Raw genomic sequence first — 21,374 nt, forward strand, 5'->3', positions numbered from 1 at the left:
CACGAAATGGTGAGGAACCCCGCATGCGTACTCTGATCAGCACCGCCTTCGTCTCGCTCGACGGTGTCGTGGAGGCCCCGGGCGGCGAGCCCGGCTACCGGAACTCCGGGTGGACCGTCGAGCTCGTGGACTTCCTCCCCGAGGCGTACGAGATCAAGGGCCGGGAGCAGGGCGAGGCCACGGCACTGCTCCTCGGCCGGGCCAGCTACGAGGCGTTCAGCCCGGTGTGGCCCGACATGGCGGAGTTCCCCGAGTACCGGACGATGCCGAAGTACGTCGTCTCCACCACCCTCACCGAGGACGACCTGGTGACGAACTGGGGCGAGACGACGATCCTGCGCTCGCTCGACGAGGTCGCCGCGCTGAAGGAGACCGAGGGCGGCCCGATCATCGTCCACGGCAGCGCCGCCCTGAACCGGAGCCTGTCGGACGCCTGCCTGATCGACCGCTACCACCTGCTGGTCTTCCCACTCCTCCTCGGTGCGGGCAAGCGGCTGTTCAGCGATACCGACAAGGACGCGCAGAAGCTGAGGCTCGTCGAGCACGAGGTCTACGCCAACGGCATCCAGAAGAACGTCTTCGACGTCGTGCGCTGATCCGCGCGGCGAGCGGCGGTGCCGAGGTCACAGCCCCGGGACCACCGCTCGTCCTGTGCCGGCGGCTCAGGCGCCCTCGACGGCCTCCTGTGCCTCTTGCGCTTGATGCGCTTCCTGCGCTTCCTGCGCCTCCTGCGCCTCCTGTGTGAACACCGCGTGCAGCCGCCGCGTGTGGTCGACCGACCGTTCCGGTCCGGTGAGCGCGACCGTCGCCGTCAGCCGCGGCTCGGTGCTGGACGCGGCGAACCGCAGCTCCAGGTCGCCCGGTTCGACGACGCGGCGACCGTCGCGGCCGGTGAAGGAGGCGAGGTCGGCCGGAACCTCGACGCGCACCCTGCGGGCCTCGCCGGGGGCCAGCGGCACCCGCGTGTAGCCGACGAGGCGCTGCACCGGCTGGACGACGGAGGCGACCGGGTCGTGCAGGTAGAGCTGCACCACCTCGGTGCCGTGCCGTTCGCCGGTGTTGCGGACGGTCAGTTCCAGCGAGAACTCACCGTCGGTCGGCGCCTCCTTGGTGTGCGCCACGAGGTCGCTCCAGGCGAACGTGGTGTAGGTGAGACCGTGCCCGAAGCCGAAGGCCGGTGTCGGGTCGATGTTGGACACCTCGCTGGCGTGGGCGAGCCGCGCCCCCAGGTAGGTGGTCGGCTGGGCACCCGCCCCGCCGGGCACGCTGACCGGCAGCCTCCCCGAGGGGCTGGTGCGCCCGCTCAGCACACCGGCGATCGCGGCGGTGCCCTCCTCGCCGGGGAAGAACGACTGCACGATCGCGGCGGACTCCGCGACGGCGCGGCCCAGCGCGTAGGGGCGTCCGGAGAGCAGGACCGTGACCACCGGTGTGCCTGAGTCGAGCAGCGCGTCGAGGAGCTGCTGCTGGGCGCCGGGCAGCGCGAGGGACTCGGCGTCGCAGCCCTCGCCGCTGGTTCCGCGGCCGAACAGGCCCGCGCGGTCGCCGAGGACGGCGACGACGACGTCCGCCTCGCGGGCCGCGTCCGCCGCCGCGCCGACGCCGGACAGGTCGCCGTCGTCGACACCGGTGCCGCGGACGACGGTGATGTCCGCGTCGGGGAACTCGGCGGTCAGGGTGTCGCGCAGGGTGGGCAGCTCGATGCCGACCGGCACCTGAGGGTGCTGCACCCCGACGTGCCGCGGGAAGGAGTAGCAGCCGAGCACGGCCGTCGCCTCGGTCGCGTTGGGACCGACGAGGGCGATGCGGCGGGGCCGGGCCAGCGGCAGGGTGCCGTCGTTGGTGAGCAGGACGACCGCCTTCTCGGCGATCTCGCGGGCCAGTTCCCGGTTCTCGGGCCGGTCCAGGTCGATGCTTCCGCGCAGCGCTTCCGGGTCCGCGAGGTCCACCCCGTCGAGCGCGGGCGGCAGCGGGCTCCAGTCCGGGTCGAGCAGTCCGAGCTCCGCCTTCTGACCGAGGACGCGGCGCAGCGCCCGGTCGATGAGCGCCTCGGGGACCCGGCCCTCGGTGACCGCCTCGACGAGCGGGGTGCCGAAGGTCTTGACGGTGGGCAGTTCGACGTCGACGCCCGCCTTCAGCGCGGCGCCCGCGGCGTCGGCCCAGTCGGCGGCGATGCCGTGCAGGGTCTTGAGGAAGGCGATGCCGAAGTAGTCGGCGACGACGGTTCCTTCGAAGCCCCAGGTGTCGCGCAGCAGTCCGGTCAGCAGCGTCTCGTCGGCCGCGGCCGGCACGCCGTCGATGTCGGTGTAGGCGTGCATGACCGAGCGGGTGCCGCCCTCGCGGACGGCCATCTCGAACGGCGGCAGCAGGACGTCGGCCCGCTCGCGGGCGCCCACGGAGGAGGGGGCGAGGTTGCGGCCGGCGCGGGAGGCGGAGTAGCCGACGAAGTGCTTGAGGGTGGCGACGATCCCGGACGACTCGAGGCCCCGCACGTACGCGGTGCCGATGGTGCCGACGAGGTAGGGGTCCTCTCCGATGGTCTCCTCCACCCGGCCCCAGCGGGCGTCGCGGACCACGTCGAGGACGGGGGCGAGGCCCTGGTGGATGCCGAGGGAGCGCATGTCGCGGCCGATGGCGGCGGCCATCCGGCGCACCGCGTCCGGGTCGAAGGTGGCGCCCCAGGACAGCGGGACGGGGTAGGCCGTGGCGCCCCAGGCGGCGAAGCCGGCCAGGCACTCCTCGTGCGCCACGGCGGGAAGGCCGAAGCGGTTCGCCGAGGTGATGCGGGCCTGGGTGCGCATGAGGGAGAGCGCGCCGAGCGCGGGGTCGACGGGGACGGTGCCGAAGGGGCGGGTCAGCTGACCGAGGCCGGCGGGCACGAGCGCGTCGAGGTCGACGGGCTCCTCCATGTCGTGCTGGTGGGGGGCGACTTCGCCGCCCTGGTCGGAGGCGCCGACCCACACGCCGTACAGCTGGGCGATCTTCTCCTCGAGGGTCATCGCGGCGACGAGCGCCTCGACTCTGGCGGCGACGGGGTGGGTGGGGTCGTTCCAGAGGGGGATTTCGGGGGTGGTCTCTACGGCCACGTCGGCAGTCACTTTCCTCCGACACCCATCAGCCCCTGGACCAGGGCACGACGGGCGAACAGGTAGACGAGCAGGATGGGCACCATGGACAGCACCACGGCTCCCAGCAGACCGGGGATGTCGATGCCGTGCGCGGTCTGGAAGTTGTACAGACCCAGGGTGACCACCTTGGTGGACTCGGACTGGGTCAGCACGAGCGGGAACAGGAAGCCGTTCCACGCCTGGAGCGCGGAGAACACCACGATCGTGGACAGTCCCCCGCGGGACAGCGGCACGACGAGCTGGAAGAACATGCGCCGCGGGCTGGCGCCGTCCATCGCCATGGCCTCGTACAGCTCCGGGGAGATGTCGCGCATCGCGCCGCTGAGGATGAGCGCGGACATCGGCAGGCAGAACGCGGCCGTGGGCAGGATGACGCCGAGCAGGTTGTCGTACAGCCCGGCTTCGCTGATCAGGTAGAACATCGGCACGATCACGGCCTGGGCCGGGATGGCGAGGCCGAGCAGGAACAGCCGGAAGATCGCCGAGGTGGCCCTGCCGCGGCTGCGGACGATCGCGTAGGCGAGCGGCGGGACCAGCAGCAGCACGATGCCGATCACGCAGGCGGTGACGACCAGCGTGTTGAAGAAGTACTGACCGAAGCCCGAGTCGAAGGCACCGGTGAAGTTGTCCAGCGTGAAGCTGTCCGGAAGCGAGACCGGGCCGTTCTCGGCGTAGTCCTGGCGGGTGCGCAGGGTCGCGGCGAGCATCACGTACAGCGGAAGCCCGACCAGGACGAGCCAGACGAGCGAGCCGACGCCGGCCACGTAGTTGGGTCGGCGCCTCATGACACACCCTCCATGGAGCTGCGCATCTTGTCGTAGCCGGAGACCCGGACGACGATCAGCGAGATGATCGTGGCCGCCACGACCAGCGCCAGGGCGATCGCGGAGCCGATGCCGTAGTCGAAGCCCTTGAACGCCTTGTCGTACATGTAGTAGGCGCTGATGGTGGTGTCGGTGCCGGGGCCGCCCTGGGTCAGGATCAGGACCGTCTCGAAGGTGGTCAGACCGCCGACGATCATCAGGATCATCGAGGTGATCATGGAGGTGCGCAGCTGCGGCAGGGTGATGTGGAAGAACTGCCGGTAGCGGCCCGCCCCGTCGATCTCCGCCGCCTGGTAGAGCACCGGTGGGACCGCGCGGGCGGCGCCCTGGTAGATCAGCGTGTGGAACGGGGTGAACTGCCAGGTGCTGACGAAGGCCAGCACCCCGATGGCGGTGCTCTGTTCACCGAAGAGGTTGCCGTCGCCGAAGAGCCAGCCCGCCTCGGCCGGGATGCCGAAGTTCGGGTCGAGCAGCGCTCGCCACAGCACGGACACGGCCGTCGCGGACAGCAGCAGCGGGATGAAGTAGATGACGGACAGGACGGCACGGTTGCGCTGGTGACCTGCGGCCCAGACGCCGAGCAGGATGCTCAGCGGGGTCTGGAGGACCACGCCGAGCGCGGTCAGCAGCAGGGTCAGCCAGATGCTCTTGAGCATGACCGGGTCGTCGATGAGTCGCGACCAGTTGTCCGTGCCGACGAACTCGGGCGAGCTGATGCCGTCCCAGCTCATGAAGGACAGCACCGCCACCATGATCAGCGGGACGATCGCGAAGAGGAGGAAGAACAGTGCGGCGGGCACCGCCCAGCCGAAGCCGGGGCGGCCCACCGTCGTCGCGGACGAGGCGGGCGGCCGCCGCCGGGACTCCTTTCGGGGTCCGGCGGCGGGCCGAGCGCTCGTGAGGTGTGTGGTCATGAGCCGTTCGTCACTCGGTCGGGAGGGCCTGCATGGCCTGGATGAAGCCGTCCGTGTCGAGCTGTCCGTTGAAGAACTGCTGGATGGCCTTGTGCAGGTCCGAGCTGGCCTTCTGCGGGTACGCCTGGTCCCAGGACAGCTGGAAGGACGGGGCCTTGGACACGAGGTCGTACTGGAAGCGCGAGTACTCGGGGGTGCCGGAGCTGTCGATGAACTTGTCGGTGTTGGTCGTGGTCGGCAGGTTGCCGATGTCCAGCTGCGCCTTGACGAACTCGTCGGAGTACATGAGCTTCAGGAACTCGGCGACCGCCTCGGGGTGCTTGGTCTTCTTCATCACCGAGTAGTAGTTGTTGGTGTTGCCGGCCACGTCGGCCGGGTCGCCCTTACCGCCCTCGACGGTCGGGAAGGCGGAGTAGCCGAGGTCCTTCTCGGCGAACTCCTTGTGGTCCGTGAGCTGCTGGGAGTAGTACCAGGAGCCCATCAGCTCGAAGCCGGCCTTGCCGGAGGCCACGAGCTGGACCGAGCCGCCGTTGGTGTACTTGACGGAGTCGTAGTTCTTGCCGAAGGCGCCGGTGTCGACGAGCTCCTTGATCATGTCCAGGGCCTTCTTGCTGTCCGCGCTCTCCCAGGCGCTCTTGTCGCCGCCGACGGCCTTGGCGAACAGCTCCGGACCGGCTATGCGGTCGTAGAGGTACTGGAACCACATCTGGGTGGGCCAGACGTCGCCGCCGCCGAGCGCGATCGGGGTGACGCCCGCGTCCTTGAGCTTGTCCACCGCGGCGAGCAGCTCGTCCCAGGTCTTGGGCGGCTGGACGCCCGCGTCCTCGAGGACCTTCTTGTTGTGGAACAGCAGGACCGGCTGGGTGCCGCGCATCGGGACGCCGTACGGCTTGCCGTCGACGACGGCGCTCTCGAAGACGGACGGCAGGAACTTCTTCTCCAGGTCCGGGTTCTTCTTGATGAAGTCGTCGAGCGGCAGCAGCAGGTCCGCCTTGACGAACGGCTTGATGCTGCCGCCGCCCCAGTTGAAGAAGACGTCCGGGGCCTGCGGGGTGTTGATGATCGTCTGGAGCTTCGTCTGGTAGTCGGCACCGGGGATGGTGTCGAGCACCGCCTTGACGTCGGACGTCTTGTTGAAGGTGTCGACGATTCTCTGTTCGACCTTGTTGCTGGCGTCCCCGTAGACCAGGACATGGATCTTGCCGTCGTCCGACGACGCCCCGCCGTCCCCGTCACCGCAGGCCGACAGGCTCAGCGCCAGGGCGAGCGTCGCACCGGTGGCGACCAGTCTGGGCAAGCGCGCACGTGTCTTCATCGTTCGCCTTTCGAAAGTTTCGGCGCCATCACCGAAAGTCCATGCTGGTCGGACAGTAAAGTGAGACCGGATTTCTGGTCAATGGCCGTGCGGCTGCCGACTCAAAACGTTATCGACCGCATGGCCTATCCTTCCTGCATGCACGAGGAAGTTGAGGTGAGCGCCAGGGTGACCCTGGCCGAGGTGGCGAAAGAGGCGGGGGTATCGCCTCCGACAGTTTCGAAGGTCCTCAACGGTCGTTCGGATGTCTCCAGCTCCACCCGGGCCCGGGTGGAGCGGCTCCTCGAAGTGCACGGCTACCGCCGCCGCACCGCGGGCCCACCGCGCTCGCCGCTGGTCGAACTGGTCTTCCACGAGCTGGACAGCGTCTGGGCGATGGAGCTCGTCCGGGGCGTGGAGGACGTCGCCAAGGCCAACCGGACCGAGGTCGTGCTCACCCGCAGCGGCACCCGGCACGCGCCCGCGCCGGACTGGATCGACGGCGTGCTCCAGCGCAGGCCGCTGGGTGTGGTGCTGGTCTTCTCCTCGCTCCCGACGGAGGTCAAGCACCGGCTCCGGTCCTGGGACATCCCCTTCGTCATCGTCGACCCGGCCGGCGACCCCGACCCCGACGTCCCGTCGGTCGGCTCCGCCAACTGGGCCGGAGGGCTGGCGGCGACCCGTCACCTCACCGACCACGGGCACGAACGCGTCGCGATCATCACCGGGTTCGAGGACATGTTGTGCTCACTGGCCCGGCTCGACGGCTACCGCTCGGCGATGACCATGGCGGGCCTGCCGGTCGACCCGGCCCTGGTCCGCTACGGCGACTACAGCATGGAGAGCGGCTTCGAGCACGGCAGGGACCTGCTCGCCGGTCCCGGGCGGCCGACGGCGATCTTCGCGGGCAGCGACCTCCAGGCGCTCGGCGTGCTGGAGGCCGCCCGCGTCAGCGGCCTGAGGGTCCCTCAGGACCTCTCGGTCGTGGGCTACGACGACGTGCCGCTGGCCCAGTGGTCGAGCCCGCCGCTGACCACCGTCCACCAGCCTCTGCGGCACATGGCCGAGGAGGCCACCCGCATGCTGTTCCGCCCGGACGGTCCCGGCCGGGCCGGCCGCCGTATCGAACTGGCGACCCATCTCGTCGTACGGCAGAGCACGGCGCCACCGGGCGGGACGGCGCAGGCGCCCGAAGGCGCACGTTCCTGACGAAGACGGACGTGGACGGACGGGGACCGGACAAGGACCGGGCAAGGACCTGACGCGGCGCCTATCGGCCCGGATCGGCGGGCAGGTCGGACACGTCGGGCACGTCGGTCATGCGCTCGTCGTAGCCGGTGGTGGGGTCGATGACGCGGCCGGCGGCCCACCAGTTCTCCCGCGCCGTCTCGAAGGCCACCAGCATGACGTCCTCCTCGGGGACGCCCGCGCGCTGCCGGAGGTTGTCGACGATCGTCCGGAAGAGTTCCGCCTTCTGTTCGGCGCCGCGCCGGTTGAAGGACAGCTGGATGAACAGGGTGCGCCGGCTGCGCGGTATGCCGAACACCACCGGCTGCATGACGAAGTTGTCGTCCGTGACCTCGTGGAAGACGTGGAACTGGTCGTCCCGCGGGATCTTCAGGACGTCGACCATGGACGCGTGGAGCGCCTCGGAGACGAGACGACGGTACTCGGGCGTGGTTCCCTTGCGCAGGGAGATGCTGATCAGAGGCATGACGTCGACGCTAGGAGCCCGCGAGCCATTCCGACAGCGAATGTTCGGCATGCTGGATATGCTGCGGCCTCATGGGTATGGCCGATGTGACGCTGGTCGGGCTGCGGGTGCTGCGCGAGGTGGCGGAGCGGGGCACCTTCACGGCGGCCGCGCACAGCCTCGGGTACACGCAGTCGGCGGTCTCCCGGCAGGTGGCCGCGCTGGAACAGGCGGCGGGCGCCCGGCTCTTCGACCGTTTCCCCGGTGGCGTACGGCCGACCGGCGAGGGCCGCGCCCTGCTGCGCCACGCCGTCGCCGCCCTGGACGCGCTGGAGGCGGCCGACCGGGAACTGCGCGGGGTCCAGGACGCCACGAGCCGGGTCCGGCTGGGGTACTTCGCCGCGGCGGGAGCGGTGATCGTGGCCGACGCGCTGACGGCCCTGCGCCGGGAAGACCCCCGCGTGCGGGTGACGACGCGGGAGGGGAGCACGCCCGCGCTGGTGCGCGCGCTGCGCAGTGGCACCCTCGACCTGGCGCTGCTGACCTCCCGGCCCCCGCACCGCTCGCCCGACACGGACGCGCCGCCCCTGCACGTCGAGCCCCTGCTGGAAACCCGTCTGGCCCTGGCGGTTCCGGCGGACAGCCGCTTCGCCGAACGCGGCACCGCCGATGTCGGGGACCTCGCCCGCGAGTCGTGGATCGCCGGTCCCGGTGGGGCGGGTGACCCGCTGCTCGGTGTCTGGCCGGGTCTGCCCGGCCGGCCCCGGATCGCCCACACCGCCCGCGACTGGCTGACCAAGCTCCACCTGGTGGCGGCGGGGGCGGGCATCACCACGGCCTCACCGGCACTGCTGCCCGTCGTCCCGCACGGCGTACGCTTCGTCGATGTCACGGGCGTCGCCGAGGAGGTACGACGCGTCGACCTGGTGTCGCTGCCGGACCGGACCACGGCACCGACCGCGTCCCTGGTGCACGCCCTGCGACAGCGCGCTGCCGACCTGGCGGGCTGACGCTCCGGCACCTGCGGCCACGGAGGCTGCCTCGCCGGGCTCCGTCGCGCCACCCATGGTGTGGGCGCGCACTCCCCCGCCCCAACCTATGTGCCAGTGGACCCGGCCTGCCACGATCCCTCCCCCGATGTTCTGGAAGACCACATCCTGGAGGCTGAGTTCAGCACCGGCCAGGGTGTGAGCCGGCCGGGCTCTAACCGGCCGGCTGCAGTTCCCAGTAGTGGGGCTCAATGGGGGCCTGCCGCACCACGAGCCGGGCGGTCACACCGGGATCGTCCACCAGCTTCCCGTACGAGCCGGACCGGTCGGCGGGCGTGTGCTCGATGTCGGCCCACACCACGCTGCCGGGCCCGGCGGAGCCGTAGGAGACGGTCCACTCGGCGTACTTGTCGCCGCAGCTGCTCACCGACACGGTGTGCTGCGACGTCACCATCAGACAGGTGCGCGGGTCCGAGCTCGGTGTGGAGACTTCCATGGTTCCGTTGGGGCGTTGCCGTACCTGCCAGCTCGCCGAGGTCGACGCGTTGTCGGTGCAGGCGCCCAGGGACACCACGCCGATGTTCGCGTGCGTCTTGGGCCACACCAGGCACTTGCCGTCCTGGAGAGCCGCGAAGCGGTAGACGCCGTCGACGAGCGGGGCGGCGTGGGCGGGTTGAGTGAGTGCCGCGGCGGCCGCGACGAGGGCGGCCAGGACGGACAGGAAGCGTGAACGCATGGCGGTGACTCCTCGAACAGCCGTGGTCGGGAACCGATCGCACGGCACAGACGTGGTCGATGCACTGTCCGCCGGTGACGACGGCGCCTCCGATCCTGGAGGGCCGGTCCGCCCGGCAGCGGCCTGTGACGGCCGCCGTCACTCGCCTGGTTGAGCCGCGTCACCCGATGGTGGTGTCAGGGCGTGGCCTCGCCGGTCAGCTCCGACTCGGGTACAGGCCAGGCGCGGGCCGGCGCCTGCTCGGCCGGGGTCTTGCCCGCCGTGGCATCGTCCGTGCCGGTGCGCGCGGCGGGGATCAGCAGGGCGACGGCGGCGGAGACCCGGCCACGCCGCAGCCGATCAGCAGCCCGTGCGGAAGCCGTCCTCGGAGGCGAGGGTGTGGCCGCCCAGGATGGTGGTCATCTGCGCCAGGACGACACCGATCACCGCTGATCCGACGGGGGTGTCGAGTGAGCGCATCAAGGTGTTGAAGCCCTTGGCGGCGGCCGTCTCGGATGCCCCGGACGGCACTCATGGCATCGCGCCGTAGGCGAGGCCGACGCCGCTGTTGAGGACGATACCGACGACCATCAGCGTCCCGGACGGTGCGCGCGAGCTCGTCCTGCGGCACTGCCGCTCCACCGGCGCCCAGCAGCAGGTGCAAATCCGCGAACTCCTTCTGGGCCGGTGATGCACGCCGTGCTGATGGCCCAGGCACTCAGCACGGCCGGCACGGCAACCTCTCCTCAGATCGCCCGGCCGAGCACCGCGCATACGCCTTCGTGATCGGAGATGGGTGCCAGGTGGGCGGCGCCTTCGACTGTCAGGAGCCGGGCCCCGCGCCGCAGTGCCGTCTTCGCCGTGTCGGCGAAGAAGGGAGAACCTCCGAACCGTATGTAGGTCGCCGGTGGGTGAGGGGGGGCCGGACGCGGGTTCCGGCAGGGGTTCCTCGTGGGTGGCCCGGCTCAGCGGCCGGGCCCGCGCGGTCACCCACTCCAGGTCGGCCGCCGTGAGACCCATGGTCTCGAAGCCGAAGGGAGGAATCAGCCATGCTTCCTGCTCCGGCCGCAGAGCGGCAGCGGCGTCGCACGCGTCACGCAGGACGGGTTGCAGGTCGAACGCCGACTGGCCGGGCGAGGGGAAGAACGCGTCCAGGTATGCGAGTTGCCGGATGTGCTGCGGTCGTTCGTATCCGGCACCGGTGATGACCATGCCCCCGTAGCTGTGTCCCACGAGGATCACATCGGTGAGAGCGTGTCTGTCGATCAGGGCGATGATCTCGGCGATGTGGGTGCGCAGTCCGACGCGGGGCCCGGCCGGGGCGAGTGAAGGGCACAGGACGGTGTGACCGGACTCCCGTAGCCGGGGGGCGACCCGTTCCCAGGCCCAGCCGCCGAGCCAGGAGCCGTGCACGAGAACGAAGGTGGCCGTCATCCCTCCTGCCCGGCTTTGGCCGCCCAGGAGGAGCGGATGTCCCGCAGAATCCACTTCAGGCGGTCGTCGGGGATCAGGAACCCGCCGACTCCGGAGGAGAACAGCACGTCGTACACACGCTGGGACACCTCGGCGAGCCGCTCCTCGAAGTCCTCGTCGTTCTGCGGTTCCGCGGGAAGCAGGATGACGATGGTGTCGTCTCGCTGTTCCACCGCCTCGACGGCGAAGTCCTCGCGCGGATGGTGGCCTGACTCCTCGCACAGCACTGCTTTGGGGTCGGCGACAATCCTCTCCCGGTAGGCGCTGTCGTTGACGAGCCGCAGTGTGTGGAGGGTACCGGCGTCATGTTTCACAGTTGCTCCGCGTCGTACGTCGTATCGGTGCCGGTCCGGGACTCGAGGAAGCCTCGGCGCATGGCCAGCAGTTCGGTCTTGAGCCGTTCGGGCAGCATCCAGACGAAGTTGTCCCCGCTGCGCCACAGGTCCATGAGGTTCACGGGCTCACGGCGGTCCGGCTCGTCCGGCCGTTTCACGGGTGGGAGGACGTAGTACAGCGTGTCGCGTTTCTGCAGCCTGACCTGCACCTTGACTCCCGGGGGCACGTGCACGCCCACCGACGCCAGGGCCTTGAAGGGCTCGCGTTCCAGTCGTGCGGCGAAGGACGGGTCCTCCCAGGCACGGCGGGTGAGGGCCGTTTCGAGATCCTTGTCTTCGCCCGCGGGGGATGGCGTGCGCATCTTGTGGGGCTCGTGTGCCCTGGCAGTTTCACCCGCCGCGGCCTCGCCGGCCGCGGCCTCGTCGGCCGGTACGGCTCGTTCATGGCCCCCTCGTGCGGGGAGCGCGGCGACCACCTGAACCTCGAGGAGGTATTCCGGTGCGAAGAGTGCGGGCACGCCCACCAGCGTGCTCGCCGGGGCTTCCGTGACACCGGCCCGCAGCGGCCCGAAGATCGCGGGCAGCAGGTTCGGGGTGTAGTCGACGACGTAGACGGTCTCTTCAATGATGTCGTTGCGGGTGGCGCCGACCGCGGCGAGCGCGGCGTCGAGGTTACGGGCGATCTGTGCTGCCTGTGCCTCGTGGTCGCCGAGTCCCACGGGCCGTCCTCGCGGATCCCACGCGACCTGGCCGGAAAGATGCACGAGCCGCATTCCGTCGAGGGTGACGACCTGGCTGATCTGGTCGGTCGGGTTGTGCACGGACGGTGGACTGACGCGGTTCACAGTCATCTTCAGCTCCTCCCGGAGGGCGTACCGGCCCAGGCGGCCAGCGCCTGGGCCCGTTCGGCGCGGCGCGTGCCGCCGTCGGTGGTGCGGGTGGCCCACGCGATGTGGCCGTCGGGGCGCACGAGAACCTCGGTCACCCCGTCCAGATCAGGGTGCTCGTCGTACGTGTCAGCGGTGACGGCCGTGACCCGTGGGCCCCAGCCCGTGTCGACGGCCTCCCGAAGGTCCGGGTCCTTGGACAGAGCGAGCAGCACGAAGCGGCCCCCGACGAGCAGTTCGTACATCCGCGTCGCCTCCGAACCGGCGGCGGTCAGCCCGACATCGGGTATGCGCCGCCCCACCAGCGGGTCGGCGCCCGAGTCCGCCGGTGGGTAGCGAGTGCCGAGCGCGGAGACCTGGTCGGCGAGCCGGCGGTTGACCTCCGGCATGCCCAGCAGCTGGTCGAGGAGCTTGCGCAGAGCCGCGGCCGGGCGCTCGTACTGCGCGACCAGCGTCAGCTCTGCCAGCAGAGTCTGGACCTCGGTGTTCTCAGTCACCGACTCGCCGACCGGCCGACGCTCCCCGTCGTAACTGTCCAGCAGCCCGGGCGGGGCCCAGCCGTGCACCGCGGCGGCCAGTTTCCACCCCAGGTTCATGGCGTCCTGGAGCCCGGTGTTGAGCCCCTGACCCGCCGCGGGGAAGTGGATGTGGGCGGCGTCGCCGGCCAGCAGGACCCGTCCCGAACGGTAGCTCTCCGCGAGGCGCGTGGCATTGCCGAACCGCGACAGCCAGCGGGGTTCGGCGATTCCGCAGTCGGAGCCGGTGATCCCGGTGAGCGACGTACGGAACTCCTCCAGGGTCACGGGCTCCCGGGCCGGGACCCGTATCCGCTCCGGATCCAGGCAGACGAACCGGGTGAGCCCTTCCTCCAGCGGCGCGACGATGACGCCACGGGCCCGTGCCGCATCCAGGGCGCCGGGCTGCGGGGCGACGACCGCGAAGTCCCCGAGCATCCCGGTCAGAGTCTCGTCGGTGCCGGGGAAGCCGATCCCCGCGGCCCGCCGCACGATGCTGCGCCCGCCGTCACACCCGACCGCGTAAAGGCCACGTACGGTCTCGGTGCCGCCGCCGGGAACGCGCGTCTCCACCTCGACTCCGCCACCGTCCTGGCTCACGCCGATGGTCTCGTATCCCCGGCTGATCTCCACCCCCAGCTCGTGCGCCCGCTCCTCAAGGATCGCCTCGGTGCGGGCCTGGGCCAGGAAGAGGGTGTAGCCGTGCCGGGAGTCGAGGGCACTGAAGTCCAGCTGGGTGCGCAGCCCCGCGAAATGCCATTTCGGCACGGTCCGGCCGAGCGGGAGGAACCGGTCGAGCAGCCCCCGCTGGTCCATCAGTTCCAGGCTGCGCGGGTGCAGGCTCAGCGCCCGCGAATGGCTCTGCAGTTCGGTGCGGCGCTCCAGGACCCGGGTACGTACGCCCGCCAGTGCCAGCTCGCAGGCGAGCAACAGCCCGGTCGGGCCCGCGCCTACGACGACGACGTCGGTGTTCATCGATGAGGTTCTCCCCTATTTAGTGAACGGCGTTCACGTGAACGATGTTCAGTATAGTGAGGCTCGTGAACATCCCGTCAAGTCCCACCAGAGGCCGGCCCGCCAGGCTCAGCCAGGCCCGCACCGTCCAGACCGCCCTCGACCTGCTGGACGAGTCCGGGCTCGACGCGCTGACCATGCGCAGGCTCGCCGACGCGATGGATGTCCAGGCCGGCGCGCTGTACCGTTACTTCGCGACCAAACAGGACCTGCTCACCGCCATGGCCGAGCGCATGGTCGGCGGCGTCGCCGATGCCGCCGGGCGGGCGGGGGACGGCGATTGGAGCAAGGCAGCGGCGTGCCTGGCCCGCGCGCTGCGCGCGGCCCTCCTCGCCCATCGCGACGGTGCGCGCGTCTTCGCCGGTACGCACTCGACCGGCCCGAACACCCTGGGCTTCGCCAACAGCCTCACCGGCGTGCTGCGTGAGGCGGGCCTCAGCGACGCCGAAGCGGCGCGGGCGCTCTACGCGGTGACCAACTTCACCGTGGGCCACACGCTGGAGGAACAGGCCGCCCTGCAACCGGAGAACGACGGGTCCGCCGATGCGGGGACCCTGCACGATGCGGTGGCGGCAGGGGCCTACCCGCACCTCGCCGCCACACTGCCGACGCTCACCAGTACGGACTTCACAGCCCACTTCGAGTTCGGGCTACGGCTGCTCCTGGACGGCCTGCGTGCTGTACGGCAGTGACCCCTTGACAGTCACCGCGGACCCAACCGCGCGGAAACAGAGCGACGAACGCTTTCGGCCAACCACTGCATCGTCACCCCACGAGTACCACCGGACGCTCTGACGGTCGGCCCCGAACACGCACTCCTGGAAACATGCGGGACCGGCCGCGGAAGACGGTCTACGAACTCGGAATCAGCACGCCACCGTCAAATCAGATCAAATTACGCGCCACAGGCACCGCTCGGACTGACTCCTTCCAGGCCGCCGAAGCGCCGCCTGGTGAGGACGCATGGGGACTGCGCGCATAGCTCGCCCTCGAACTATGGTGTCCCACCACATACGACGCTGACCTGCGTGTTCCTACGGTATGGCGACACCCAACCGTCCCCACCGAACGCCAGGAAGTGGTGCCGATGTCGTCGCCCGCAACCGCTCCACCCGCTCCGAACAACCTCAAGCGCATCGTCGCCGCCAGCCTCATCGGCACCACCATCGAGTGGTACGACTTCTTCCTCTACGGCTCGGCCGCCGCGCTCGTGTTCAACGAGTTGTTCTTCCCCGACTCCGACCCGCTGGTCGGCACACTGCTGTCGTTCCTGACCTATGCCGTCGGCTTCGCCGCGCGGCCGGTCGGGGCCCTGGTGTTCGGGCACTACGGAGACCGGCTCGGGCGCAAGAAGCTGCTGGTGCTGAGCCTGCTGATGATGGGCGGGGCAACCTTCGCGATCGGGCTGCTGCCCACCCACGCGACCGTCGGCACGGCCGCTCCCGTGCTGCTGACCGTGCTGCGGCTCGTCCAGGGTTTCGCCCTCGGCGGCGAGTGGGGCGGAGCCGTGCTGCTGGTGTCCGAGCACGGGGACGCGCGGCGGCGCGGGTTCTGGGCGTCGTGGCCGCAGACCGGAGCGCCGGCGGGGCAACTGCTGGCCACCGGTGTGCTGTCCCTGCTGACGGCCGTGCTGTCGGACGCGGCGTTCAACAGCTGGGGCTGGCGGGTACCGTTCCTGCTTTCCGGGGTCCTGGTCATGGTCGGTCTGTGGATTCGTCTCTCTGTCGACGAATCGCCGGTCTTCAAGCAGGCGTTGGCGCAGGCGGAGTCGCGGAAGGCGAAGGCCGAGCCGCTTCCGCTGGTCGCTGTGATGCGGTACCACTGGCGCGACGTGCTGATCGCCATGGGCGCGCGGATGGCGGAGAACATCAGTTACTACGTCATCACGGCCTTCATCCTCGTCTACGCCACGTCCGCGGCCGACGTCTCCAAGCAGACCGCGCTCAACGCGGTGCTGATCGCCTCGGCTGTGCACTTCGCGGTCATCCCGGCCTGGGGCGCGCTGTCGGACCGGATCGGCCGGCGCCCCGTGTACCTGCTGGGCGCGGCCGGTGTCGGCCTGTGGATGTTCCCGTTCTTCATGCTGATCGACTCCGGCCGCTTCGGCAGTCTGCTGCTCGCGGTGACCGTGGGGCTGGTGCTGCACGGCGCCATGTACGCGCCCCAGGCGGCCTTCTTCTCCGAGATGTTCGCGACCCGGATGCGCTATTCGGGGGCGTCGATCGGCGCCCAGTTCGCCTCCGTGGCGGCGGGTGCGCCGGCGCCGCTGATCGCCACCGCGCTGTTGTCCGAGTACGACAGCTCGACGCCGATCTCCCTCTACGTCATCGCCGCGGCCGTGCTGACGCTGTTCGCCGTGGGCGTCGCCCGGGAGACCCGGCACCGGGACCTCGCGGAGGTCGACGCCGTCCCCGGCGACGGAGACGGGACCGAGCCGGTGTCCGACTCCGGTACGCAGCGGGCGCGCACCGTCTGAGCCGTCCCGTCACCGGCCCCCGTACGCCCGTGCGTGCGGGGGTCAGTGCCGTTGCGGAGCCGACAACCGGTGGAGTCTGAGGGCCAGTTGTATCTCCAGCGCGCGCTCGGGGCTCTGCCAGTCCTCGCCCAGGAGGCGGCCGACCCGCTCCAGGCGCTGGGCGACGGTGTTCACATGGACGTGCAGGGCCTCCTTCGTGCGGGCGGGGCTCATCCCGCAGGCGAAGTACGCGTCGAGGGTGCGCACGAGTTCCGTGCCGCGCCGCTCGTCGTAGGCCACGACCTGGCCGATGGTGCGGTCGACGAACCCGGGCACGTTCTGGTCCCCGGCCAGCAGCAGGCCCAGGAACCCGAAGTCCTCGGCCGCCGCGCCGTCCCCGCCCCGGCCCAGCAGGCGCAGGGCGTCCAGGCAGCGTCCGGCCTCGGTGTAGGCGGCGGCCACGGCGTCGGGGCGGGCGGCGAGATCCGCCACGGGGGCGGAGGCGCCGACGGTGACGGCCTCGTGGACCGCGCGGCCCAGGTGCCGGGCGGTGCGGCGGGCCAGGTCGGTGGCCCCGTCCCCCTCCGCCAGGGGCAGCAGCAGGACGGTGCCGCCGTCCCGGGCGGCGGCCAGGCCGTGCCGGGTCGCCGCGAGGTGGGAGGCCGCGGCCCACAGGCGTCGGCGCGCGTCCGCCTCCTGGTCGGCGTCGGCCGCGGTGGCGTCGAGGCGGGCGACGAGGACGACGTGGGCGGCGGAGAGGTCGGCGTGCAGCCGTCGGGCCCGGTCGTTCAGCAGGCGGGGATCGCGGTCGCGGGCGTCGAGCAGGTCGTCCAGCAGCTCGCCGCGCACCCGCTGTTCGGCCTCGGCGGCGGAGCGGCGGGCGAGCAGCAGCAGGGAGGTGACCATCGCGGCGCGTTCGAGGGTGAGCTGGTCGACCGGGTCGAGGCCGGGGTGGCCGCGCAGGACGAGGGCGCCGAACAGCTCGTCACCGGCGGCGACCGCGGCGATCCAGTCGTCCTTGTGCCGCACCACGTGCCCGTCGGCGCGGGACGCCTCCAGCGCGTACTCCGGCGCCGCGGCGGCCTCGGTGAACTCCACGGTGCCGTCCAGCACCTGCGAGACGGCGGCGGCCACGTCGTGCACCCCTCCGCCGCGCAGGACGAGCTCGGCGAGCCGGTCGTGCACGTCGGAGGCGCGTTCGATGACGCCGCTGCGGTCCCTGATGATCTCGTTCGCCCGTTCCAGACCGGCGAGGGCGGAGCGGGTCTCGGCGAGCAGGTTCGCCGTGTCGATGGCGGCGGCCGCGAGGGCGGCGAAGGAACCGAGCAGGGCGATCTGCTCGCGTTCGAAGACCCGGGCCCGCCGGTCTGCGGCGAAGAGCACCCCGATGACGTGGTGGCCGAGCATGAGGGGGACGCCGAGGATGGCGACCAGGCCCTCGTCGCGCACGCCCGCGTCGATGGTGCCGGTGTGCTGGAAGCGGGCGTCCTTGAAATAGTCGTCGGTGACGTAGGGCCGGGCGGTCTGGGCGACGAGGCCGCCGAGCCCCTCCCCCATGCCGAGCCGCAGGGCCTGGAAGCGGGCGGCGACCGAGCCCTCGGTGACCCGCATGTAGGTGTCACCGCGCTCCGGGTCGTTGAGGCTGAGGTAGGTGACGTCCGTGCCGAGCAGGGAGCGGGCCCGCTGCACGATCGCCCGCAGTACCGCGTCCAGGTCGCGCAGTCCGGCGAGGTCGTGGGCGGTCTCGAACAGCGCGGACAGCTCGGCCTCGCGCCTGCGCCGGCCCTCCAGCTCCGAGCGCACCCGCAGCGCGAGGTGCTTGGCCCGTTCGAGCGCGTCGATCCGCTCGGCCGGTCCGCCCTCGGCACGGGCCAGCAGCACCGGCTGCTCGTAGGCGTCGGCGGAGGCGCCGCGGGCCAACAGCTCCAGGTACGGCGTCTCGGCGGACTGCGCTTGATCACGGGACATGCTCACAGGATTCCCCATCACCCGCCCGTCCCGGCAGCCCTGTGGAAAACCCCGGCTCAGTGCGCGGTCCAGCCGCCGTCCAGGACGAGTGAGGTGCCCGTGAGGCTGGAGGCGTACGGCCCGCACAGGTACGCCACCGCTTCGGCGACCTCGTCGGGTTCGATCAGCCGCCGCACGGCGCTGTCCCGCAGCAGTACGTCGGAGAGCACCTGCTCCTCGGGGACCCCGTGGGCCCGGGCCTGGTCGGCGATCTGCCGCTCCACCAGCGGGGTGCGGACGTAGGCGGGGTTCACGCAGTTGGAGGTGACACCGTGGGCGGCGCCTTCGAGGGCGGCGGTCTTGGACAGGCCCTCCAGCCCGTGCTTGGCGGACACGTAGGCCGCCTTGTAGGCCGAGGCCCGCAGGCCGTGGACGGAGGAGATGTTGACGATGCGGCCCCAGCCCTGCCCGTACATGTGGGGCAGGGCGCCGCGGATCAGCCGGAAGGGTGCCTCCAGCATCACGGTGAGCACGGTGTGGAAGACGTCCGGCGGGAAGTCCTCCAGGGGGCGCACCAGTTGCAGCCCGGCGTTGTTGACGAGGACGTCGGTGCCGGCCGCGGCGCGTTCGGCGGCGTCCAGGTCGGTCAGGTCCAGGACCTGCGGCTCGACACGGCCCGGGAGGTCCCCGCAGCTCCCGGCGAGCGCCTCGAGACCGGCGGCGTCCCGGTCGACCGCTCTGACCTCGGCCCCGGCGGCGGCCAGCCGCAGTGCGCAGGCACGGCCGATGCCGCCGGCGGCGCCGGTGACGAGGGCGGTGCGGCCGTGGAGATCGAGCGAGGAGGCGTGGGGGGCCTGGAGGACGCTGGGCGAGGTCATGTCCCGACCCTAGGCAGCCTCCACCCCGTCCCCCATGTGGGCACGCCCCATACTTCAGAGGGAACCAGTGGGTTCGAACCATGTGGGGGCGTCGGACAGGGCCTGCTTGACCCTGGTCTGCCCGAACTCCTTGATGTCGGGCAGCGCGTCCACCGCGAACCAGCCCACCTCGAGCGACTCGTCGTCGTTGACCCGGGCCTCACCGCCCACGGCCCGGCAGCGGAAGGTGATGTCCATGAACTGGCAGACGTCACCGTTGTCGTAGGTGACCGGCTTCAGCGCCTGCACGAGGACCAGTCGCTCGACGACGCACTGGACGGCGGTCTCCTCCTCGACCTCGCGCACGGCGCAGGCGGCGGGCTGCTCCCCCGGCTCCGGGATGCCTCCGATCAACGACCAGCGCCCGTTGTCGGACCGTCGGCCGAGCAGCACTCTGCCCTCGTCGTCGAAGACGACGGCGGTGACTCCGGGGAGCCACAGGAGCTGGTGTCCGGCCGAGGCACGCAGGTCGCGGATGAAATCGGGAGTAGTCATGCGCCCGACCCTAACGGGGCGGCCCGGCCGCTCCCGACGATCTCGCGGGGCGTGCGGCGGGCGTACGGCTACACGCCGTGGGCGCGCCGACCGCGCACACCCGCGCCGACGGCCCAGCCGAGCCCGCCGACGGCGACGAGCACCAGGGCGATCTCGGGCGCCACACCGAGCCGGGTGGCGGGCGTCTCGGAGGAGCGCAGGGGGACCTCCTGGACCAGGGAGTCCGCCACGAACATGCCGGTCTTCCGGGTGATCCTGCCGTCCGGCATGATGATCGCGCTGACGCCGCTGGTCACCGGAACGGTGACGGTCCGGCTGTGCTCGACCGCGCGGATCCGGGACATGGCGAGCTGCTGGTAGGTCATCTCGCTGCGGTCGAAGGTCGCGTTGTTGCTGGGCACGGAGATCAGCTGGGCGCCGTCGGTGACCTCCGAGCGCACGGCCCAGTCGAAGGCCGCCTCGTAGCAGGTCACCAGGCCCACCTTGGTGCCGGCCATGGTGAACACGCCGGGCTCGGTTCCCCGGCTGAAGTCCCGGCTGACCATGCTGGTCCAGGTGTCGTTGATCGCCCCGATGAGCGAGCGCAGCGGCAGGTACTCGCCGAAGGGCTGGATCTGCCGCTTGTCGTAGGTGTCGACGGGGCCCTTGTCCGGGTCCCACAGGATCTGCTCGTTGAGCAGTTTCCCGTCGCGTTCCACGACGCCGCCGACCGAGATGGGCGCGCCGATCGCCCGGGCGGCCCGGTCGATGATCCGGCGGGCGTCGGCGTTGGCGAAGGGGTCGATGTCCGAGGAGTTCTCCGGCCAGAGCACGAAGTCCGGGCGTGCCACCTTGCCTGCCTTCACCTCCGCGGCCAGACGCCGTGTCTCGCGCGCGTGGTAGTCGAGTACCGCGCGGCGCTGCGCGTTGAAGCCGAGACCCGCGCGTGGCACGTTGCCCTGGATCACGGCGACGGTCGCGGTGCCGTCCTCCGCCGTGTCGCTGACCAGCGGTCGGGCGGCCACGGCGCCCACGACGGGCACGGCCACGCCGAGCAGCGCCACCGCCGCGGCGCCGCGTCGCACCTTGTCGCCGCGGCGGGCCCGGACGGCCAGGCGTACGGCCTCGCAGAGACCGAAGCCGCACAGGACGACCGCGAGGCCGAGTACCGGTGTGCCGCCGACCGCCGCGAGCGGCAGGAACACGCCGTCCGCCTGACCGAACGCGATCTTCCCCCAGGGGAAGCCCTCGAAGGGCACGCGCGCGCGTGCCGCCTCACCCGCGACCCACAGCGCCGCCGCCCACACCGGCCATCCCGGCAGCTTCGACACCGCGGCGACACCGGCACCGACGGCCGCCACGAAGAGCGCCTCGATCGCGGCCAGGGCAAGCCACGGGCCGGGGCCGACCTCCACGCCGGTCCACACCAGCAGGGGGAGCAGGAAGCCGAGGCCGAAGACGTAGCCGAGACCGAGGCCCGCCTTCCAGCCGCGGCCGCGCAGCACCCAGCCGAAGACGGCGAAGGCGGGCAGCGCGAGCCACCACAGGGTGCGCGGCGGGAAGCTGACGTAGAGGAGCACTCCGGAGAGCGCCGCGGCGGCGGCCGGGACGAGGCGCACGAGCCGCGCGACGGCCCGGGAGGCGGGCGTGGTCTGCGGCTCTGTCCGGTCCGACTCGCCGACGGAGGTTGCGGTGGCTGTCACCCCCCGGAGTGTACGGCGGGTGACCTGGCCGCGGACAGGACGGTCGGCCGGTCCGACCTGCTCGCAAGCGGCCTCCCGGGAGGCTGGGGACTCCCGG

General features: G+C 71.2%; 20 protein-coding genes. 5 read left to right on the plus strand and 15 right to left on the minus strand.

The genetic code is table 11. The features are described from left to right. Nucleotides 1-23 precede the first annotated feature (23 nt). Nucleotides 24-596, plus strand: a complete 573-nt coding sequence (locus ACZ56V_RS16825; RefSeq protein ID WP_398911809.1) for a dihydrofolate reductase family protein — start codon at nt 24-26, stop codon at nt 594-596. Between the two features lie 66 nt (nt 597-662). On the opposite strand, the gene ACZ56V_RS16830 is transcribed toward ACZ56V_RS16825, so the two are convergent. From ACZ56V_RS16830 to ACZ56V_RS16845, 4 genes are read right to left on the minus strand one after another with little or no spacing between them, the layout of a single operon-like run. Continuing rightward, nucleotides 663-3,098 (minus strand): beta-xylosidase/alpha-l-arabinosidase, encoded by a 2,436-nt coding sequence (locus ACZ56V_RS16830; RefSeq protein ID WP_468942998.1) that lies wholly within the window; start codon nt 3,096-3,098, stop codon nt 663-665. Then, nucleotides 3,095-3,913, minus strand: a complete 819-nt coding sequence (locus tag ACZ56V_RS16835) for a carbohydrate ABC transporter permease (protein WP_104631423.1) — start codon at nt 3,911-3,913, stop codon at nt 3,095-3,097. Before ACZ56V_RS16835 ends, ACZ56V_RS16830 begins: the two co-directional genes overlap by 4 nt. Further along, nucleotides 3,910-4,866, minus strand: coding sequence for a carbohydrate ABC transporter permease (locus ACZ56V_RS16840; RefSeq protein ID WP_398911811.1), 957 nt, complete (start codon nt 4,864-4,866; stop codon nt 3,910-3,912). The genes ACZ56V_RS16835 and ACZ56V_RS16840 overlap by 4 nt, the downstream gene beginning before the upstream one ends. A 10-nt stretch (nt 4,867-4,876) precedes the next feature. Further along, nucleotides 4,877-6,181 carry an ABC transporter substrate-binding protein gene (locus ACZ56V_RS16845; protein ID WP_398911812.1) on the minus strand — a complete coding sequence of 435 codons (1,305 nt, stop codon included), beginning with the start codon at nt 6,179-6,181 and terminating at the stop codon, nt 4,877-4,879. Nucleotides 6,182-6,319: 138 nt separating this feature from the next. Between ACZ56V_RS16845 and ACZ56V_RS16850 the strand changes: the two genes are divergently transcribed. Further along, nucleotides 6,320-7,369: a LacI family DNA-binding transcriptional regulator gene (locus ACZ56V_RS16850; protein ID WP_467381181.1), complete on the plus strand. Its 1,050-nt coding sequence runs from the start codon at nt 6,320-6,322 to the stop codon at nt 7,367-7,369. Between the two features lie 61 nt (nt 7,370-7,430). Here the strand turns inward: ACZ56V_RS16850 and ACZ56V_RS16855 are convergent, their stop codons facing one another. After that, nucleotides 7,431-7,874 carry a tautomerase family protein gene (locus ACZ56V_RS16855; RefSeq protein WP_468943004.1) on the minus strand — a complete coding sequence of 148 codons (444 nt, stop codon included), beginning with the start codon at nt 7,872-7,874 and terminating at the stop codon, nt 7,431-7,433. A gap of 71 nt (nt 7,875-7,945) precedes the next feature. Here ACZ56V_RS16855 and ACZ56V_RS16860 point away from each other — a divergent pair, with 71 nt between their 5' ends. Next, nucleotides 7,946-8,863, plus strand: coding sequence for a LysR family transcriptional regulator (locus ACZ56V_RS16860; protein ID WP_468943007.1), 918 nt, complete (start codon nt 7,946-7,948; stop codon nt 8,861-8,863). A 193-nt stretch (nt 8,864-9,056) separates the two neighbouring features. Here the strand turns inward: ACZ56V_RS16860 and ACZ56V_RS16865 are convergent, their stop codons facing one another. The 6 genes from ACZ56V_RS16865 to ACZ56V_RS16890 all read right to left on the minus strand — a co-directional run bounded on the left by ACZ56V_RS16865 (nt 9,057) and on the right by ACZ56V_RS16890 (nt 13,742). After that, a complete protein-coding gene (locus ACZ56V_RS16865) occupies nt 9,057-9,578 on the minus strand; it encodes a hypothetical protein (protein WP_468943010.1) in 522 nt (173 codons plus the stop codon). A gap of 339 nt (nt 9,579-9,917) precedes the next feature. Next, complete coding sequence (locus ACZ56V_RS16870) at nt 9,918-10,088, minus strand: hypothetical protein (protein ID WP_468943013.1); 171 nt, start codon at nt 10,086-10,088, stop codon at nt 9,918-9,920. Continuing rightward, nucleotides 10,089-10,991, minus strand: coding sequence for an alpha/beta fold hydrolase (locus ACZ56V_RS16875; protein WP_468943015.1), 903 nt, complete (start codon nt 10,989-10,991; stop codon nt 10,089-10,091). Next, nucleotides 10,988-11,344, minus strand: coding sequence for a hypothetical protein (locus ACZ56V_RS16880; RefSeq protein ID WP_398911819.1), 357 nt, complete (start codon nt 11,342-11,344; stop codon nt 10,988-10,990). Before ACZ56V_RS16880 ends, ACZ56V_RS16875 begins: the two co-directional genes overlap by 4 nt. Further along, complete coding sequence (locus ACZ56V_RS16885; RefSeq protein WP_468943017.1) at nt 11,341-12,216, minus strand: RidA family protein; 876 nt, start codon at nt 12,214-12,216, stop codon at nt 11,341-11,343. The genes ACZ56V_RS16880 and ACZ56V_RS16885 overlap by 4 nt, the downstream gene beginning before the upstream one ends. Nucleotides 12,217-12,218: 2 nt before the next feature. Further along, the gene (locus ACZ56V_RS16890; protein ID WP_468943019.1) at nt 12,219-13,742 is read right to left on the minus strand and encodes a monooxygenase; all 1,524 of its coding nucleotides are present in this window, start codon (nt 13,740-13,742) and stop codon (nt 12,219-12,221) included. A gap of 65 nt (nt 13,743-13,807) precedes the next feature. On the opposite strand from ACZ56V_RS16890, the gene ACZ56V_RS16895 reads away from it, so the two are divergent. Both ACZ56V_RS16895 and ACZ56V_RS16900 read left to right on the plus strand, forming a co-directional pair. Continuing rightward, the gene (locus tag ACZ56V_RS16895) at nt 13,808-14,473 is read left to right on the plus strand and encodes a TetR/AcrR family transcriptional regulator C-terminal domain-containing protein (protein ID WP_467381195.1); all 666 of its coding nucleotides are present in this window, start codon (nt 13,808-13,810) and stop codon (nt 14,471-14,473) included. A gap of 395 nt (nt 14,474-14,868) precedes the next feature. Then, the gene (locus tag ACZ56V_RS16900; RefSeq protein WP_468943022.1) at nt 14,869-16,257 is read left to right on the plus strand and encodes an MFS transporter; all 1,389 of its coding nucleotides are present in this window, start codon (nt 14,869-14,871) and stop codon (nt 16,255-16,257) included. Between the two features lie 42 nt (nt 16,258-16,299). Here ACZ56V_RS16900 and ACZ56V_RS16905 read toward each other — a convergent pair whose 3' ends face one another. The 4 genes from ACZ56V_RS16905 to lnt all read right to left on the minus strand — a co-directional run bounded on the left by ACZ56V_RS16905 (nt 16,300) and on the right by lnt (nt 21,277). Continuing rightward, nucleotides 16,300-18,204: a helix-turn-helix domain-containing protein gene (locus ACZ56V_RS16905; protein WP_468943025.1), complete on the minus strand. Its 1,905-nt coding sequence runs from the start codon at nt 18,202-18,204 to the stop codon at nt 16,300-16,302. A 56-nt stretch (nt 18,205-18,260) separates the two neighbouring features. Then, a complete protein-coding gene (locus ACZ56V_RS16910; protein WP_398911825.1) occupies nt 18,261-19,061 on the minus strand; it encodes a 3-hydroxybutyrate dehydrogenase in 801 nt (266 codons plus the stop codon). A gap of 54 nt (nt 19,062-19,115) precedes the next feature. Continuing rightward, the gene (locus ACZ56V_RS16915; RefSeq protein WP_398911826.1) at nt 19,116-19,595 is read right to left on the minus strand and encodes an NUDIX hydrolase; all 480 of its coding nucleotides are present in this window, start codon (nt 19,593-19,595) and stop codon (nt 19,116-19,118) included. A 68-nt stretch (nt 19,596-19,663) separates the two neighbouring features. Beyond that, the gene (lnt, locus tag ACZ56V_RS16920) at nt 19,664-21,277 is read right to left on the minus strand and encodes an apolipoprotein N-acyltransferase (RefSeq protein ID WP_468943029.1); all 1,614 of its coding nucleotides are present in this window, start codon (nt 21,275-21,277) and stop codon (nt 19,664-19,666) included. Nucleotides 21,278-21,374 lie beyond the last annotated feature (97 nt).

It is taken from the genome of Streptomyces sp. NPDC034099 (genome assembly GCF_055575415.1).